We start from the raw sequence: 16,630 nt of genomic DNA on the forward strand, positions 1-16,630 counted from the left end.
GCATAACATTAGTTATTTCAATTTGCCTTTCAAGTAAATGACGAATTGTCCCGATTCGTTCACAGAGCGGTCGAGTTCCATGTCTTTGATAAGGGAACCGGAATTCAATTTTTCGATGATTTCAATGATGCGTTGGTGGTTGACGCCCGCCAGAGCCAATTCTATGCCCGTCTTCAAATCCACGGAGATGGAACTTACCATTACGCCTTGGGGAAGCGCTTCCGACAGGAATATGAAAAGATTGCCGAAATCGAAATCGCTGCGCATCATCTCTTTCAAGACGGTCTCTTCCCGCAACAGGCGTTCCGCCACTTTAATCATGTCCGCGCCTTTATCCAACCGTGCGGCGCGGGCTCCTTTATACCAAATCGATCCTCCCGCCCATAGAACGATTAGAAACGCCGCCAGGCAACCGGCGGCGGCGAGGAACGAACGCGAAGGCGCAGCCGCTTCATGGAACAAAGCGCGCCAGGAGATCGCTTCCGCCTCCGCGCTCAACAAGTTGATTCCCTTTATCGCTTTATGCAAACGGCAGTAGGCGATGCAGAGAAGCGGCAGATGCAGCGGCGTCAATTCGCCCCCCTTGCGTTGGAAATACGCCATTACGTCTTTCAGAACAAGATGATTAAGAACAATCCCGTTGCGTTCGGTCATTTCCCGCAACTGATTCAGTTCCCAATCGGGAAAACCGCAGAGGATCATGCTTTTGATCGATCCTTTGGGAAAGCGGTCCGAAGCGAAAGCCATCGTGCGTTCGATTTCGCCCGCCAGAAGTCTCTCTTTTTGAACCTCCGAGTCCGCCTCTCCGCCGGATAGCGAAGGGCGGGTCAGCGTGACGGAGCGGGCGGCGTATACGGCGCGGCGGTTGGCAACGGTGATCGTCGCCCTTCCCCCTTCCTGGGAAACGATGACCGTAGGCGTCTTGAGGGATTCTTCGTCCAGGCTCAACAGAAATTCGTAAAGTCCCCAAAAATCGGGAGTAACCTGAGTGGGCGCCAAATCCGAACTGGCCCATTCCTCCATCAAGGAATCGATAAAATCCTTGCGGGCGGCCACCCAGAGAAGGTGCTTCTCCATCGCGTCGCCGTGAGCCGATGAGATCAGTCTGTCCCATGCGATCTCTTCGATGGGAACCTGCAACGCTTCGGAGACTTCGAACGCCGCCAATTCGCCGATGTCTTGGATATCGGCGGGCGGCGTCTCCATAAAGCGGGCGGTGAGAAGATGCGTGGGCGCGATCAGGATCACTTCCGGCTTCTCAAGCCAGCCCACATGAAGCTGGTTCGATACGGCATGGATTGCTTGGCGCAAGTCCTTAGCGGAAGAGACCTCTTCTCCCCCGGCGGCCAACGGCTCCATCCCGCCGCCGATCAAGAGCAGCGAACCTTCCGTCTCTTTCGCCTCCAGCCACGCCAAATGGCCGCCCGCGATCTGCAAAAGCACGATATGTTTCGCAAGTTTTTCCGATTTCATCGCAGCACTTTCCAATAGCGGATTTGCACAGGGTCCGACCCTCGGTCGAAGAGGGCGAAAATTTCCTTATAAGCTTTCGTTGCCGGCATCGAGCCGATGGATCGCATGGAGAAGACGGAGGATTTAGTACAGACCAGATTGATCAGTTGCTTGATCTGGTTGTTCGAAATGCCCGCCACGTCCACCAATTGTCCTATATCTTCGAACGGTCCTTGATCCGATTGGCGGTATTCGAGGATGTTCTCCACGATATCCTCGTTGTTGGGGAGCAGGCAGCGCAATACTTGAGGAGGGGCCGTGTTGATATTCACGCGTCCGATGAGTTGATCTTCGTCGGAAATCGTGATCCGGTCGGCGATGGCTTTGAATTTTTCCTTGCTCAAATTGACGCCGCCTCCGCCGCCTCTTCCTCCCCCTCCTCCATCGTTTCCCAGTAGATCGCCAATGGATTGAAATTGGTTTTGATCCCGCGTGGTGACGATGGAGTTGATTTCCTCTTCCGATAGTTCGTTTTGAAAATTCTGCGTTAAGGAATCTTTGTCCGCCGAATTAATATTGATGCGCGTACTTCCATTTTTGTCTACGTTTTTCTCGTAGGAATAGTAAGTAATAAAGGGACGCCATCCGTAATCCAAAATCCCATCGTTGTTGTCGAGAGGATAATTCTTGGCGCCGTCGTTTTCATTGGCGTCCAGAATGCCGTTGCCGTTCGTATCTTCGCCATACAGAATATCGACGGTCATATCCTTGACCAGCAGCAACTCGTCAATGGAATCGAAATTGTCGTTCTTAGGGGAATACGGCTCCGCCAGGGATTGATAATAATCGATCTCCGCCCCATACGTTTGAGGATTGTCGTCATTGTCTCGCCAATCCAGCACGGCTTCGACGACAGGTTCTACCGCGTTAGGCAACTGCATAAGCATTTCCTTGGTCGCCACGTTGATGTTGATTTTGCCGCATTCGTCTTCCGCCCCGTACCGATAGGCGTTTTTCTCTTCCAGGTTGGGATGGATGAGCGTATAGACTCCTTTCCCCAGGGCGGCGTTGAAAAAAGAGGCCTGGTTGTCGCACCAGCTCTCTTTTTCGTTGTCCGATAACGTTTCGAGGGCGTCTTGAACCAACGCTCCCATCATATGATGGATGCCCGCCTCCGCTAACAGTTCCGCCTGCGTCGCCTCCGTGGAATTGCGGTTGATCTTGAGGGATAGACGCGCCTGGCGGGAAAACATCATCGTGATCGTTCCCATAATGGCTACGATCCATAACACCACAATCAAAGCGAATGCCCGCTTCCGTCTCACCCTCGCCGGGAGGAAAAAAGAGGCGTCCGCCGCCCCTCGACGTTTTTTTCCAAGCCTTCTATCGCCCACGGGACGAATTTCCTCCCCGACTCGAATTGCCCCCGCTGTTCGAATTTTCTCCCCGGTTGGAATTGCCTCCCCTATTGGAACCGCCGTTGTTATTGGATGAATTCCCGCCGCCGGAGCGGTCGCCGCTTCCCTGCGATTCCGCCTCCGTCCCCATCGTCGATCCAGGCTGGCCTTGGCTTTCCACATAACGGTAATTAGCTAGCCAAACCATGGTGGTATATTTGACGAGGGCGTCTTCGCTCGGCTCCTGGCCCAATTGTTCGGGATTGAAAAGACCGATGGAGATATACACGGCCTTGGGGATCGACTCGCTGGAGTCCCATTCCGGCCACCACATCTCCCCGTCGTAATACTGAAAATCGAGATAAACCACGTTCGGACCCAACAAAGCGATTTCGCCGCCGTGGAAGGGGTCCATATCGGGCGTAGGATCGTAGCGCCGCATCAACCAGGGATTATTCGTCTGAGCGGTCTCTTCGGAATTGTTGAAATATTGAATTTCCGCCAGGTCGCTGGTTCCTTCGCCCATCTCCACGGGATTGTTGACGGCGCTGATAAACATGAGTTTGTCTTGCTGCATGGCGGTATTTTCGGAATCGACGCCGACAAAGCGCGTCATGTTTTTGTGCGGCGAGAAATAGGTTGCGGTCAAGTCCCGCCGCATCCGGTCCAAAATGAGGCGGGCGCTGTCGGCGGTAGAGGATTTCCCCGCTTGGCTCTTGTAGGCTTGCAGCACCACCGAAAGCGATAAAAACGCCCCCGTCAGCACCAATCCCGACAGGGTGGCGGCCATCAATAATTCGACCAAGGTAAATCCAGGCGCTTTTTTCATCGTCTTTCGCTAGACCGACGACGGTCCGGCCGTTTCTTCTTCCGGAGACGCATAATAATGATAGGTATAGTATAAAAGCGATTGCTCTTGATTGGCCCGAATCCAAGCGATTGTCAAGCGCACCTGATAGAGTTTATCGATCTCCGTATAATAGTAATCCACCTTCCAGGCGAATTCCGGATAGGAAGTAAAATTGCCTTGGTTAACATCGGTAGGAAGAAACATGTCCGTCCGCAATTCCGCCCGCAATTCGTCCATTAAAGTAGCGGCCAAGGCGTAATCCTGCGATATTCGCGACGCCACGAGGCTGGCGGAGAACGTGGTCAATATGCTGGTGACGGCGATGCCGAGTATGGTCATCGCCAAAAGCGCTTCCACAAGGGAAAAGGAAGCCTGGCCTTCCGGCGCCAAGATCGTCCGAGAGGGCGTTTTCGCTAAATTAATCGGTAAAAGAGGTCGCTTCATAATTCCACGTCATCACCTGACCGGTTAATCCCACGATCGCGATCGTATTCTTCCTGCCGTCCCGATCCGCCAGATAAATAAAAGCGTCCGAGGTCGAGCCATCGGGATTGAACGTCAATTCGTTCTCCGCCTGCGATCCAAAAAGCGAATTTTTAACGATGCCCGCTACTTTTACTTCTTTCTTGTATTCCTTGGGATAAGCGACGGGAACCGGTTCCGGAACATAAACGCCCGGCTGCAACGAAGGGTCTTCTTCCACGGAAAAAATAACGTCGCCGTTTTCGGGATTGAAGCTGATTTTCGTACGTACGCTGCGTTCCACGGCGGCGCTGCGAGCGAAACGGATGATATAACCCAACGTGCTAGTGGCATTTTTGATGGTATTGCCAGAAAAATAGGAATTGAGATTGGGGACGATGGCGCCCGCCAGGACCGCCATGATCGTAACGACCATGATTAACTCCAGCAGGGTGAAGCCCGCTCTATCGGGGGAGGCGCTTTTTCTCACACTTCTTCTCCTGCTATGGATGAAACGCAAAGGCGAACCAGCCGGTTTAAGATTTACTCTGGAAATGATTTAAAATCATGCGTCCAGGCGGCTTATTTCTTTCCTATGGAATATTCATCGAAAACCTCATCCCATCATGTTGCCGATTTTCATAATGGGCAGCAAGAAAGCGAAAAGAATGCCTCCCACGCCGATAGCCATAAGAATAATAACCATAGGCTCGAAGAGGGTGATGAACCGTTTAATGGAATGCTGGACTTCCACATCATAAGCGTCCGCCACCTGGAAAAGCATCTCATCCAGCGATCCCGATTCTTCCCCAACGGCGATCAAGTTCGTAACCATCGGCGGAAAGAAGCCCGTTTCGCGCAATGGCTTAGCCAATCCTTCGCCTTTTTTGACCTTTTCGCACACATTGCGAAGCGAATGCGACAAAATGGCGCTCGTTGTCGTATCCACGACTAGATTCAACGCGTTGAGCACGGGTATGCCGCTTTTCACCAGCGTGCCCATCGTCCGGGAAAAGCGTGCGATCTGCGCTTTAATGAAAACCGTTCCCAAGGCGGGAATGCGATCCTTGAAACGATCGAGTTTTTCTCTCCCCGCCTCGCTTTGAAGCATCCGGCGTATCATGTATACAACGCCCGCTAGCGCCAGAAAAAACACCCACCAATATTTCAATACGCCGTCGCTGAAACGGATGAGCGTCCGCGTCAACCAAGGAAGATTGTCTCCAAAATCGGCGAAAACGCCGCTCAAACGGGGGATGACGAAGGTAACCAGAACGGTAATGGAGCCGATGCCCACCAATACCACTAACATGGGATAAGCCAAAGCCGTCAGGATGTTGGAACGCAAGACGTTCTCCGCTTCCATGAATCCCGACAATTGCTTAAGAACCACATCCAGCACGCCGCCGGATTCGCCGACGCGCACCATGCTGCAATACAACTTATTGAATTGCTTTGGATATCGGCTTAGGGATTCCGACAGACTGGCGCCGCCGTGAATATCCTCGCGCACGTCGTGAATGATTTGGGAGAGAGAACCGCTTTCCGTCTGCTCTTCCAGGATGGAGAGCGCGTTGGACATCACGATTCCCGCGTGTAAAAGCGCCGCCAGCTGGCTGGTGAAGACCTGGATGTCGCGGCTGGTGATGCGAGATCGTTTTTCGATGGACGCAACGGTGGGAGCCGTCTGGACCTTGGCGCTTTCTTCGTCCACATTGACCGGCCGCATCCCCCGTTCCTTGATCTGGGAGACGGCTTCGACGCGCGTCACGGCGGCGATGGCGCCGGAGACGAGTTGTCCTTCATTGGTTAAGGCTCGATAATGATACAAAGGCATAAAAATTACCGTCCCCTAGATTCAATTCGCACTTACCCGCGCAACGCGGCCATCCTTCCCGCGCCGCACGGCGATCAGGCTTATCTTTTGCTCTCGACGGAAATAAATGAGATCGGCGCCGCCGAACCTTGGCTCTTGGTTATAGATTGACTCCGGCGATTTCTTCTTCCTCGGTAACTCGGATCACTTCTTCGATCGTCGTTTCTCCATGCAGAACCTTCTGCCAGCCGTATTCGCGCAAACTTTTGATATTCGCCATTTGCTGAATTTGGTTGGAAGAGGGGCGAGTCAGGATCAAATTCCGCAGTTCGTCGTTAAATGCAATCAATTCATAGATACCAGAGCGGCCTTTATAACCCTGGTTATGGCAAAATTCGCAACCGATGCCTCGAAAAGGCCGAATGTCTTTCGGCAGTTGAGCGCCGGCGAGCATCAAAACTTCGGGATCGGGTTCGTAAGGCTCGCGGCATTTCGGGCAATTCAAGCGCACTAGGCGCTGCGCCAATACCGCCGCCAAGGAAGAGGAAATGAGATAGGGATCCACGCCCATATCCAAAAGCCGCGTAACGGCGCCGGAGGCGTTGTTCGTATGCAGCGTGCTGAAGACGAGGTGGCCCGTCAACGCCGAGCGGATGGCGATTTCCGCCGTTTCGAAATCGCGGATTTCCCCCACCATGATGATGTCCGGGTCCTGCCGCACGATCGACCTTAGCCCGTTGGCGAAGGTCAAGCCCCGCCTGGGATTGACCTGCATCTGATTGATGCCCTCGATGTTGTACTCGACGGGATCTTCGATGGTAACGATTTTTACCATGGGGTTTTTGATGCGGTTCAATCCCGCATAGAGCGTAGTAGTTTTCCCCGATCCCGTCGGTCCCGTCACCAGAATGATGCCGTGGCTGCGATGCAACAGGCGGACGAACCGTTTGCGCATGTCCTCGAAAAATCCCAACTCGGATATATCGTAAAGGACGTTCGTCTTATCGAGAATGCGCATAACCACGCTCTCCCCATACACCGTGGGGATGGTAGAAACGCGAAAATCCAACTCGCGGTCGGCGATGCGCAGGCGGATATGGCCATCCTGGGGAGTGTAGCGTTCGGCGATATCCATTTCCGACATGATCTTCACGCGGGAGATGACCGCCGACTGCAAATGCTTCGGCGGCGGCGGCATTTCCCGCAACATGCCGTCGATGCGATAGCGGACTTTCAACTCGTTTTCAAACGGTTCGATATGGATATCGCTGGCGTTTTCCTGCACCGCCTGGAAGATAATGAGGTTCACCAGGTTGACGACGGTCGGTTCGCGCGCCAATTCCTGAAGATCGGAGATATTGTCGCCCACCTGGCGGATTTCGTCTTCCTCGCTGCTCAAGTTGGCGATCATTTTTTCGATGCTGGCGCCGAAATAGCGTTCGATGCTTTCCAGCAGTTCTTTCTTGCGCGCCAGCACCACTTCGATTTCGCAACCCGTCAGCATTCGTAAATCGTCGAATACTTGCAGATTGTTGGGATCCATCGCCGCTACCGTAAGGGTTCCGTTTTCCTTTACTACCGGCAACACGCAATGGCGCAAGGCAAACTCCGCCGGGACGGCGTTAACGACGCTCGGCGGAAGTTTTTTGGGGATTTCCATCCAACGTACGCCGTAGGCTTGACTTACGGCGTCTAATAAACGCTCTTCTTCAATAATTTGATGCCGCAAAAGCACTTCATCGAGCGGATCACCCGTCTCAAATTGCTCCTGTTTGGCTTTTTGCCATTGTTCTTCGTTAATCCACTCGGAACTTTTCAATATTTCCTGTAAATTCAGCCCGTTCATGTCCTCTTCCCATCGACTAGTGACTCGATAAAAGAGAAGGCGCAGCCAGCGGCGCCAACGCATTCCCAAAACATACTATTAATAGATACCTTATCGTATAGTATTATAGTAAAACTAGGATAAATTGTCTGGGTAAAGTCCCTCTCTTATCATTTAACGAATCTGTCGGTGAAAATGTTTCATTTGTTCTGTTTATTTGTTGGTAGGGCGCATTCGTAAAATTCCTTATCTGCTTTGCTTTAGGCTTGATTTTCTTGAAGTAACATTCTCGTCTCCCTAGGATGAAGGCGTATAAAATCCAAAAACGATTTTCTGCCGCCATTTTTTCTCAGCCGCAGGATGGCGCCGTTTCTTTATCTCATGAGCCTCTTGCAAAATTCCTTTATTTTTATTCCTCCCCCAAGCTTGGGGGAGGTTAGGAGGTGGTTGACGTAAGTCCATAAAAATCAACCCCCCTCTAACTCCCCCCAATCTTGGGGGGAGAATTTTAAGACGGATTTCATTAATTTTGCAAGAGCCTCTCTTTATACGGCAATTTCAAATATAAAAATTTAACGGCGTTGACTATGCTGCGCCCCCATATAAACTATTTATAGTCTATTCCCATATCGAAAAAACCTTTTATTATATTTTTCGGCAACCATCACTAAAATTAGGAGTTACGCCATGCCTCTTTTCGAATACCAATGCAAGGAATGCGAGCGCGTGTTCGAGGAATTGGTCTATTCCGGTTCAGAAAAAATTCATTGTCCTTCATGCGCAAGTTCTAAAGTCGAGAAGATCCTCTCAACATTCGGCGTGAGGATGGCGCAAAACAATCCCTGCTCGAGCGGCGTTTGCGGTATGCCGGGCCCCTCTCCCGCATGCGGTCAAGGATGCTGTCCTTCTTGCATGGATTGAGAATCCGTGCAAAATACACCCATTACCCGATTATTTATATTTACCTGTATGGTTTGCAAAACCTTCAAGGTGGAGGCAATATAGCCTTTAATTTCAAAGAGTTGCAATCGCTCACTCCAAACAAGAACGAATAAAGGAAATTTCATGACCCCTTCCAAAATCGACCGCAAGGAACTTCAACGCCGTTTGAAAGAAGATGAATTAACCGTTTTTTTACAGGAATTTTATGAAAACGCGCGGGTTTTCTTTTCCCAATACGGAAAAATGTTAGGCTTGACGTTGCTGCTAATTATAGTTGTCGGCCTGGCCGGTTATTTCTGGCGCACGAAGTCGACGTCGGACTTCAACGAAGCGCAAATCCTGTTCGGCAACGGCGCCGCCTTTATTACGCAAGGACAATATGAAGAAGCATTAGGCGAGTACAATAAATTGCTCGAAAGCTATCCTAACCAGAAAATCGCCAAACTGACCCTTGTGCAACGCGGCAACTGCTATTTCAAAATCAATAAGTACGCCGAGGCGTTGAACGATTATAAAGCCGCCCTCCCCGGTTTGGAGTTGTCCGAGGCGATTTCCGTTCGCATCGCCATGGTTCAAACCTTCCGCAGCCTGGGACAATTCAATGAAGCCATAACCGAATTGGACGGCATAGAAAAAGAAGCCCAATCCAATTCCCTGAAACAATATCTTCTCTTTTTAAAAGGCGGCTGTTACGAGGATATGGACCAACCGGAAAAAGCCTTGGATAGTTACCGCGCCATTCCCGCCGATTCCGCTTATTACATGCAAGCGTTGGAAAGAATCGAATGGCTCGAAACGAAACCGGTCGGGGCCATCAATTAGCCCGAGAAACAGTAACAATCGGCGAGTAACGAGGATTTTAATAACTCATATTACGCAGCCAATATTTTCATACCATCGGAAAAATCATTCAAAAAAGGCGTTGAGGCTTCCATGATTATGGTTCTTTCGAAACGCAAAAAAAGTTGAATGCCGCGAAATTGCTTCTCCCAGCCTTGAAAGGCTGGGCTATTGCCAAATGCCCCTTTAAAGGGGCAAACAATAATAGCCCGCCGTTTCAACGGCGGGTTTTGGCTGACCATTGGCCGCTGTTTTTGGAATGAATCCTCTCTCTTCCGCCCAATCTTCCGCTTTGAAGCGGCGAGCTTTCCCTCCTTCCGCCCTTTGGGAAAAAAACGTTTTACGCCCCTTAATGCGGGATATGCGCGCCTCCCAAGACCCCAGGGCCATTCGTTATAAAAACCAGAAAATCGCGTCAGCCGTTCTTTCCCTACCGGAAATCCAAGCGGCGCAATGCGTCGCCGCCTACGCTTCCCTGCCTACGGAAGCGGGAACGGATGAAATGATTTCCTCTCTCTTGGATCAAAAAAAACATGTCGTTTTGCCCCGCGTTAACGGCAATAATCTCGAACTCTACCGCATCCGGGATTTGCGCGACGACCTTGCGCCGCAAGGCGCTTTTTCCATCCGCGAACCGATTCCAAACCGCTGCGAGCGAATTTCTCCCTCCTCAGTCGATCTCTTCCTGATTCCAGGCGTGGCTTTCGATCCCTTCGGTTCCCGCCTTGGATTCGGCGCCGGTTATTACGATCGCCTGCTTTCCCTGCGCCGCCAAGATGCGGCGGCGGCGGCCTTAGCGTTCGAATTCCAGGTGGTTCACGCTCTGGAAACCACAGAGCGCGACATCCCCGCCGATCTCGTCGTTACCGAGGAATCGATTTACGAACTTACGCTTAGCGCATTCACCAGCGCCAGCGAGGAGGAGACGCGAAAACTGGCGCAACGGCTTTTGGAAAACGGTTTGCGCAATGGAGGCCTCATCGCCATTCACGGCGGACTGGGAACCGGCAAAACGGTCTTCGTCCAGGGATTAGCCGCCGCTTTGGGAGCGAAAGGACAAGCCGTCAGCCCCACGTTCGTTTTCTGCCGGGAATATCGCGCCGCCGTTCCCCTTTTTCATGCGGACTGTTACCGTATCGAAGCCATTTCGCCGGAGGATGAGGAGTTCTGGCGCGAGACGATCAACCAACCGGGAATCGTCGCCGTAGAATGGGCGGAAAGGCTGGGCGCCCTCATCCCCAAAAACGCAATCCATCTTTTTGGCGATTTGCGCGATGACGGCAAGCGCGAATGGACGCTGGCAACCGTTTTGCGGGATCAGAAATCGTTGCACAAAGTTTGAATCTGAACGCCGGGAAAAATCCTATGCTTCTTTTAGCCATTGACGCCTCGACGCCCACCGGTTCGGCCGCCCTCTGGCGGGATGACGGCCTGGCGGCTCTCATTACCGCCAGCGTCGATATGACGCACAGCGAAGGATTGATGCCCGCCGTGGACCTATTGCTTCGTCACGCCCGCTGCGGCGTAGAAGATTTAACGGCGGTCGCCTGCATTTCCGGCCCCGGCTCCTATACGGGTTTGCGCATTGGCATCGCCACGGCCCAGGCGCTGGCTTTTGCGCGCAACCTGCCCTGCGCCGCCGTCTCCTCTCTGGAAACGCTCTCCTGGGCGCTGCCTTATGCGTCCCATCCCCTATGTCCTCTTCTGCCCGCCCGCAAGGGATGGTCCTACGCCCAGTTCTTTCAATGGAATGGAACGAAACCCGAAGCGATTTCCGAAGAACTCAACATTCAGCCGGACGAATTGGTTTCTCATATCCATCAACCGGCGATTTTCTATGGGCCGGGACTACCCGCCTGCCGCGAGCAACTGCGCCATATGCTGGGTGAGGATTATCTGGAACCGCCTCAAGCCTTTCACCAGCCCCGCGCCGATCTGTTGGCGGAAATCGCCGTCCACCGCCTGATGGAAGGAAAAGGAGTCGCGCCCCAGGAGCTGCAACCCCATTACCTCGGCCCCTCGCAGGCGGAAATCAATTGGAAAAAGCGTTATCCTCATGGACGGCCTCCGCTATGAAATTCCGCTTCCGCTCCATGCGTCTTTACGACGTGCCCCAGGTTTACGCCATCGAGGTGGAATCGTTCAGCGATCCCTGGTCGGAACGCATTTTCCTGGAAGATTTGCAAGATCGGGGATACAACCGTACTCTGGTCGCCGAAGAGGCGGAGACTTGCGCCATTGCGGGCTATTGTTGTTTTTGGGTTTTTCCAAACGACGAGGCGCACATCAACAACATCGCCATCCATCCCGCACGCCGGAGAATCGGCCTGGCGGAAGCGCTCTTGAAGCAGGCGATTAATGTCGGCTTAAAGGAACGAATTCACTCCGTTACGCTTGAAGTCAGAGTCTCCAATGAAGCCGCAATCGCTTTCTATAAAAAATTGGGATTCCAAGAGGAAGGCCGGCGCAAAGATTACTACGTCAAACCGAAAGAGGATGCCTTGATTTATCGATTAATGTTATGATCCGCTAGATTTCGGTCTTCGCGGACGCGTCGCCATCGGGCGCGGCGTTCTCCGCCTCTGGTCCTTTAACTTCGAAGATTTCCCATAAAAGAATTTCCATCTCGCCAAGCGATTTTAGAGACATCGTTTGTTGAGAATCGAAAATCTCTCCCCGGTCGAATTGCCCATCGCTCCCTAACAAATAACGTTCAACGAAAAGTGCGGAGGGATCGATTAGGATATATTCCTTTACGCCGAAATGTTCGTATAAATTTTTCTTATCCCAGCGGTCTTTCTTGGCAGTAGCGGGACTCAAAACTTCGATAATCAAATCGGGAGCGCCCTGAATATTCCCCCCTTTCATTTTGTTCTTGTCGCAAACGACGAAAACATCAGGCTGGACGACATCGCTTTCCGAGAGAACCACATCGGTGGGAGCCACCCAAGGCGTACAGGCTTGTCCGCGCAATTTCTGTTTCAGATAAGCAATAAGATTGCCCACAATCGCCTGATGCTCAAGATTCGGCGCCGGAGACATGGCGTAAGCCGTTCCATCGATAATCTCCCAGCGCTCGTCATCCGGCCAGGTCAGATAATCCCGATACGTAAATTTCGTTTTTTCTTTCAGCAAGGGCATGGTTAACCTCTCTCAAAGATAAAACTAAATATTGATCTCTTCTTCCGGTCCTTTAACTCCGAAAATTTCCCATAAAGAAATTTCCATCTCGCCAAGCGACTTAAGAGACATCTTTTGTTGAGAATCGAAAATCTCTCCCCGGTCGAATCGCCCATCGCTCCCCAACAGATACCGTTCGGCAAACATTCCGGAGGGATCGATTAGAACATACTCTTTTACGCCGAAATGTTCGTAGAGATTTTTTTTATCCCAGCGGTCTTTCTTGGCGGTACCGGGACTTAAAACTTCAATAATCAAATCGGGAGCGCCTTGAATATTCGCCCCTTTCATTTTGTTCTTATCGCAAACGACGAAAACATCAGGCTGGACGACGTCGCTTTCCGAAAGAACCACATCGGTGGGAGCAACCCAAGGCGTACAGGTCTGCCCGAGCAATTTTTGTTGGAGAAACGTTATAAAATTGCGCACAATCGCCTGATGCGCAAGGTTCGGCGCCGGAGACATGGCGTAAGCCGTTCCATCGATAATCTCCCAGCGCTCGTCATCCGGCCAAGTCAGATAATCCCGATACGTAAATTTCGTTTTTTCCTGCGGCAAGGGCATAATTAATCTTACCTTAAATCAGTCTCTTTTTCCGGTCCTTTAACCTCGAAAATTTCCCATAATGAAATTTCCATCTCGCCAAGCGACTTAAGAGACATCGTTTGTTGGGAATCGAAAATCTCTCCCCGGTCGAATCGTCCATCGGTTCCTAACAAGTAGCGTTCGGCGAAGAGCGCAGATGGATCGATCAGGATATACTCCTTTACGCCAAAATGCTCGTAAAGATTCTTTTTCTCCCAACGATCTTTCTTCGCAGTAGATGGACTCAAAACTTCTACGATCAAATCGGGAGCGCCTTGAATATTCCCCCCTTTCATTTTGTTCTTGTCGCAAACGACGAATACATCAGGCTGGACGATGTCGCTTTCCGAGAGAACTACATCGGTGGGAGCAACCCAAGGAACGCATGTCTTCCCCTTCAGTTTTGCGCCAAGCGTCAAAACCAAATTCCAAATGATGGACTGGTGCTCAAGATTCGGCGCCGGTGACATGGCGTATGCCGTTCCGTCGATAATCTCCCAGCGTTCGTCATCCGGCCAGGTCAGATAATCATGATATGTGAATTTCGTTTTTTCCTGCGGCAAGGGCATAATCATCTCTCCCGATTTTTTATTATACTATCAATTCTCATTCATACGATGACGATCGACATTCTTCAACCACTTTTTAACAACAATAATTCATATATCCATTCATATCCACAAAGCCGTCTATTTATGATATTTTATTAAAAAAATAACGATGGGGGAACGATAATGAAAAAACTATCCGTTCGGATTCTTGGGCTGGCGTGCGTTATGCTGTTGGCCTATTCCTGCGCGCCGAAAGATAAGGGGTTGTTGGGAACATATCCCACAACCTTGACGGAAGGCTATTCCCAAGCGGAACAAGCCAAGCCGTGGCGATTTACTTCCGACGATATTTACAAAATATCTCGTTTTTCTTTCTCCGTGGGATCGAACCTTACCATCGAATGCGGCGAGTCGGACTTAGGCGTGGGACATAGCGACGACGGCGCCGTCTGGGCCGTCGTCATGCCTGTGGAAAAAGGATCTTTGACTCATATCCGCAATAAATCCGCCGAAGAAATTTCGCATCTATGGCTGCGATTTCATCCCGCCAAGATCAACGAATTGTTTCCGCCGAAGACAGTACTTTCCGGGAAAGAAAATCGGGAGTTGCTTCCCCTGATGCAGCGAATCGCCAACGCAAAGTTTCGCAACAGCTATCATGCGGGAATGTCGGCGCTCATTCCCTCTCCTCCAGACATGATCGTCGATGCAGACGTAAAGTCGGAGCCGCCGCTGCGGCGTTTTTACTCGGTGGATTTAAAAAAGAAATCCATAAAATACGAATCGTTTTTCCAGAATAAGCCGCTGCCGCCGCTGCAACCGATTACGCCGGAAATGACGGAAAAAAGTTTCGACCAATTATGGACGGCTTACGATAAACAATACCCCCTGTTTACGCTGCGTCCGGAAGTGGATTGGAACCAACTGAAAGAGCAATTCCGCCCTCAAGCGTTGCAGGCGAAAAACAGTTTCGAATTCGCTTGGATTTTAGCCAAGATGCTCGCTCCTTTGCGCGACCTGCATATCTGGATTCATATCGGAAAAGAGAGCGTCCCCGTCTTCAACCGGCCTCGTTCCAGCAACGCCAATCCCTCAGCGCTTGAAGCCATGATCGGAAAAATAACGAAAACGGGTCAGCAAGTCCATTGGGGAAAAACGAAGGAGCAAATCGGTTATATCGCGATTTGGAGTTGGACGAATCCCGAAATTCCCGGCCAATTCGATCAGGCTTTAGAGGAAATGAGGGACGTGCGAGGGTTGATCGTCGACGTCCGTCTCAACGGCGGCGGCAGCGAGGATTTAGCTCAAGCCGTTGCCGGACGTTTTTTGGAAAAAGAAGTGATTTATTCTTATAGCCAATACCGAAAAGGCCCCGCACACGGCGATTTGACGGAAAAGATGCCGCGAAAAACTATCCCTCGCGGCCCTTGGCGTTTCGACCGTCCCACGCTCATCCTCATCGGCCAAAAGTGCATGAGCAGCAACGAATCCTTCATCTGCATGATGGCGGAAGCGCCGCAAGCAACCACAATGGGAGATCGCACCTGCGGCTCCAGCGCTAATCCCACAATCATCGATCTGCCCGCGGGAGTGCAGGTCAGCCTGCCTCGTTGGATCGATCTTTTAGCGGACGGGACGCCTTTGGACGAACGCGGCATTCAACCGGATATCGCTTTCGAACCGGACGCAGACGCTTTTACCGGCAAAAACGACGACCTGCTCGCCGCCGCCCTTGAACGGCTGCGCCATGAGCCGTTACCGCCGCAGCCTATCGCCGGTCCTTCCGCCATACACGCCGCCGCCAAGAAGCGGGCATGGAGCGCGGAGCAAGTAATCGGCGAACCGGACGTCCACAATCCCGGCTCCTCTCCCGCCGCCTGGGCGCCTGCCGCGCCCCATAGTCCGGATGAATGGTTACTGCTCGCTTACGGCGAAGTAATCGATGCGGCGTCGGCGGTTATTCACGAGAATCATCATCCGGGCGCGGTTTATAAAATCTGCGCCCTCAATCCAACGGAAGAAGAAATCGAACTCTGGGCGGGAAACGATCCCACGCCGCCGGATCGAAATAACGGCGTTTCGCAGATAGATTTTTCCAAACCGGCGAAGATCCAGCGCCTCAAAATTTATCTTGACGGTTCCCGCGTATTCGGAAGCGGCGAGATCGACGCCGTGGGACTGATCGGCGTGGACGGAAAAACGCGCTGGGCGGTTGGAGCCGATGCCAGCAGCAGTTTCGCCGACATCATGGAGCCGATCGTCCTATCATCCACCCCTCTCCAAAAACGGCCTTGGGGTCCCGAACAAGCGACGGGCGAACCCAACACGCCGAACGCGGGCGATCTAGTAACGGCCTGGGCTTCCTTGACCCAAGACGGGCAGAGGGAATGGCTAATTTTGGAATTCGAAGAGCCGATTTTTCCCGCAAGCGTGAAAATCGTAGAAACCTTCAATCCCGGCGCCGTGGATAAAGTTACGCTCATTAACGAGAACGGCGAGGAGACGGAAGCCTGGAGCGGCGAAGACCCGACGCCTCCCGGCCAGGAGATCGGCGTATCCGAGATCAAGTTCGAAAAGTCGATCCAATGTCAAAAGATCAAGATTTATATCGACTCGCCCAAAGTTCCCGGCTGGAACGAAATCGACGCCGTCGGATTGGCGGATGAGGCGGGAAAAACCTACTGGGCAGTTCGCGCCGAAGCCAGCAGCTCCTACGCGGAAAGATAATAA

At 51.9% G+C, this 16,630-nt stretch carries 17 protein-coding genes; 6 read left to right on the forward strand and 11 right to left on the reverse strand.

The annotated features are described in order from the left end of the window. Positions 1-12: 12 nt before the first annotated feature. The 7 genes from AB1656_15255 to AB1656_15285 all read right to left on the reverse strand — a co-directional run bounded on the left by AB1656_15255 (position 13) and on the right by AB1656_15285 (position 7,823). Positions 13-1,473, reverse strand: a complete 1,461-nt coding sequence (locus tag AB1656_15255) for a hypothetical protein (GenBank protein MEW6236740.1) — start codon at positions 1,471-1,473, stop codon at positions 13-15. Then, positions 1,470-2,777, reverse strand: coding sequence for a helix-hairpin-helix domain-containing protein (locus tag AB1656_15260; protein MEW6236741.1), 1,308 nt, complete (start codon positions 2,775-2,777; stop codon positions 1,470-1,472). Before AB1656_15260 ends, AB1656_15255 begins: the two co-directional genes overlap by 4 nt. 58 nt (positions 2,778-2,835) lie before the next feature. After that, a complete protein-coding gene (locus AB1656_15265; protein MEW6236742.1) occupies positions 2,836-3,678 on the reverse strand; it encodes a prepilin-type N-terminal cleavage/methylation domain-containing protein in 843 nt (280 codons plus the stop codon). Between the two features lie 9 nt (positions 3,679-3,687). Next, the gene (locus tag AB1656_15270) at positions 3,688-4,143 is read right to left on the reverse strand and encodes a type II secretion system protein (protein ID MEW6236743.1); all 456 of its coding nucleotides are present in this window, start codon (positions 4,141-4,143) and stop codon (positions 3,688-3,690) included. Beyond that, positions 4,118-4,651, reverse strand: coding sequence for a prepilin-type N-terminal cleavage/methylation domain-containing protein (locus AB1656_15275; protein ID MEW6236744.1), 534 nt, complete (start codon positions 4,649-4,651; stop codon positions 4,118-4,120). Before AB1656_15275 ends, AB1656_15270 begins: the two co-directional genes overlap by 26 nt. A gap of 126 nt (positions 4,652-4,777) precedes the next feature. Continuing rightward, entirely contained in the window at positions 4,778-5,998 is a 1,221-nt protein-coding gene (locus AB1656_15280; GenBank protein MEW6236745.1) for a type II secretion system F family protein, read from the reverse strand. A gap of 139 nt (positions 5,999-6,137) precedes the next feature. Next, a complete protein-coding gene (locus AB1656_15285; protein ID MEW6236746.1) occupies positions 6,138-7,823 on the reverse strand; it encodes an ATPase, T2SS/T4P/T4SS family in 1,686 nt (561 codons plus the stop codon). Positions 7,824-8,489: 666 nt separating this feature from the next. Here AB1656_15285 and AB1656_15290 point away from each other — a divergent pair. Next, on the forward strand, positions 8,490-8,723 hold the full coding sequence (locus AB1656_15290) for an FmdB family zinc ribbon protein (protein MEW6236747.1): 234 nt from the start codon (positions 8,490-8,492) through the stop codon (positions 8,721-8,723). On the opposite strand, the gene AB1656_15295 is transcribed toward AB1656_15290, so the two are convergent. Next, positions 8,693-8,869, reverse strand: coding sequence for a hypothetical protein (locus tag AB1656_15295; protein ID MEW6236748.1), 177 nt, complete (start codon positions 8,867-8,869; stop codon positions 8,693-8,695). The genes AB1656_15290 and AB1656_15295 overlap by 31 nt on opposite strands. Between AB1656_15295 and AB1656_15300 the strand changes: the two genes are divergently transcribed. The 4 genes from AB1656_15300 (at position 8,868) to rimI (ending at position 12,109) form a co-directional block, all read left to right on the forward strand. Beyond that, positions 8,868-9,566 carry a tetratricopeptide repeat protein gene (locus tag AB1656_15300; protein MEW6236749.1) on the forward strand — a complete coding sequence of 233 codons (699 nt, stop codon included), beginning with the start codon at positions 8,868-8,870 and terminating at the stop codon, positions 9,564-9,566. The genes AB1656_15295 and AB1656_15300 overlap by 2 nt on opposite strands. A 277-nt stretch (positions 9,567-9,843) precedes the next feature. After that, a complete protein-coding gene (locus tag AB1656_15305) occupies positions 9,844-10,926 on the forward strand; it encodes a 5-formyltetrahydrofolate cyclo-ligase (protein MEW6236750.1) in 1,083 nt (360 codons plus the stop codon). Positions 10,927-10,949: 23 nt separating this feature from the next. Then, positions 10,950-11,660 carry a tRNA (adenosine(37)-N6)-threonylcarbamoyltransferase complex dimerization subunit type 1 TsaB gene (gene tsaB, locus AB1656_15310; protein ID MEW6236751.1) on the forward strand — a complete coding sequence of 237 codons (711 nt, stop codon included), beginning with the start codon at positions 10,950-10,952 and terminating at the stop codon, positions 11,658-11,660. After that, entirely contained in the window at positions 11,621-12,109 is a 489-nt protein-coding gene (gene rimI, locus AB1656_15315) for a ribosomal protein S18-alanine N-acetyltransferase (protein ID MEW6236752.1), read from the forward strand. Before tsaB ends, rimI begins: the two co-directional genes overlap by 40 nt. 4 nt (positions 12,110-12,113) lie before the next feature. On the opposite strand, the gene AB1656_15320 is transcribed toward rimI, so the two are convergent. The 3 genes from AB1656_15320 to AB1656_15330 are packed head-to-tail and all read right to left on the reverse strand — an operon-like array spanning position 12,114 to position 13,918. After that, positions 12,114-12,725: a Uma2 family endonuclease gene (locus tag AB1656_15320; GenBank protein ID MEW6236753.1), complete on the reverse strand. Its 612-nt coding sequence runs from the start codon at positions 12,723-12,725 to the stop codon at positions 12,114-12,116. Positions 12,726-12,749: 24 nt separating this feature from the next. Beyond that, the gene (locus AB1656_15325; protein ID MEW6236754.1) at positions 12,750-13,328 is read right to left on the reverse strand and encodes a Uma2 family endonuclease; all 579 of its coding nucleotides are present in this window, start codon (positions 13,326-13,328) and stop codon (positions 12,750-12,752) included. 8 nt (positions 13,329-13,336) lie between these two features. Beyond that, complete coding sequence (locus AB1656_15330) at positions 13,337-13,918, reverse strand: Uma2 family endonuclease (protein ID MEW6236755.1); 582 nt, start codon at positions 13,916-13,918, stop codon at positions 13,337-13,339. Between the two features lie 165 nt (positions 13,919-14,083). On the opposite strand from AB1656_15330, the gene AB1656_15335 reads away from it, so the two are divergent. Beyond that, on the forward strand, positions 14,084-16,627 hold the full coding sequence (locus AB1656_15335; protein MEW6236756.1) for a S41 family peptidase: 2,544 nt from the start codon (positions 14,084-14,086) through the stop codon (positions 16,625-16,627). The last annotated feature ends 3 nt before the right edge of the window (positions 16,628-16,630 follow it).

The sequence above is a fragment of the Candidatus Omnitrophota bacterium genome, from assembly GCA_040755155.1.
Lineage (GTDB): Bacteria > Hinthialibacterota > Hinthialibacteria > Hinthialibacterales > Hinthialibacteraceae > JBFMBP01.

What these genes read in the sequence shown, in the direction of transcription:
- AB1656_15265 (MEW6236742.1), bottom strand. Translation starts at nt 3,678, where the DNA reads ATGAAAAAAGCGCCTGGATTTACCTTGGTCGAATTATTGATGGCCGCC.
- AB1656_15280 (MEW6236745.1), bottom strand. Translation starts at nt 5,998, where the DNA reads ATGCCTTTGTATCATTATCGAGCCTTAACCAATGAAGGACAACTCGTC.
- AB1656_15305 (MEW6236750.1), top strand. Translation starts at nt 9,844, where the DNA reads ATGAATCCTCTCTCTTCCGCCCAATCTTCCGCTTTGAAGCGGCGAGCT.
- AB1656_15255 (MEW6236740.1), bottom strand. Translation starts at nt 1,473, where the DNA reads ATGAAATCGGAAAAACTTGCGAAACATATCGTGCTTTTGCAGATCGCG.
- AB1656_15270 (MEW6236743.1), bottom strand. Translation starts at nt 4,143, where the DNA reads ATGAAGCGACCTCTTTTACCGATTAATTTAGCGAAAACGCCCTCTCGG.
- AB1656_15320 (MEW6236753.1), bottom strand. Translation starts at nt 12,725, where the DNA reads ATGCCCTTGCTGAAAGAAAAAACGAAATTTACGTATCGGGATTATCTG.
- AB1656_15335 (MEW6236756.1), top strand. Translation starts at nt 14,084, where the DNA reads ATGAAAAAACTATCCGTTCGGATTCTTGGGCTGGCGTGCGTTATGCTG.
- AB1656_15290 (MEW6236747.1), top strand. Translation starts at nt 8,490, where the DNA reads ATGCCTCTTTTCGAATACCAATGCAAGGAATGCGAGCGCGTGTTCGAG.
- AB1656_15330 (MEW6236755.1), bottom strand. Translation starts at nt 13,918, where the DNA reads ATGCCCTTGCCGCAGGAAAAAACGAAATTCACATATCATGATTATCTG.
- AB1656_15325 (MEW6236754.1), bottom strand. Translation starts at nt 13,328, where the DNA reads ATGCCCTTGCCGCAGGAAAAAACGAAATTTACGTATCGGGATTATCTG.
- tsaB (MEW6236751.1), top strand. Translation starts at nt 10,950, where the DNA reads ATGCTTCTTTTAGCCATTGACGCCTCGACGCCCACCGGTTCGGCCGCC.
- AB1656_15300 (MEW6236749.1), top strand. Translation starts at nt 8,868, where the DNA reads ATGACCCCTTCCAAAATCGACCGCAAGGAACTTCAACGCCGTTTGAAA.
- AB1656_15285 (MEW6236746.1), bottom strand. Translation starts at nt 7,823, where the DNA reads ATGAACGGGCTGAATTTACAGGAAATATTGAAAAGTTCCGAGTGGATT.
- AB1656_15295 (MEW6236748.1), bottom strand. Translation starts at nt 8,869, where the DNA reads ATGAAATTTCCTTTATTCGTTCTTGTTTGGAGTGAGCGATTGCAACTC.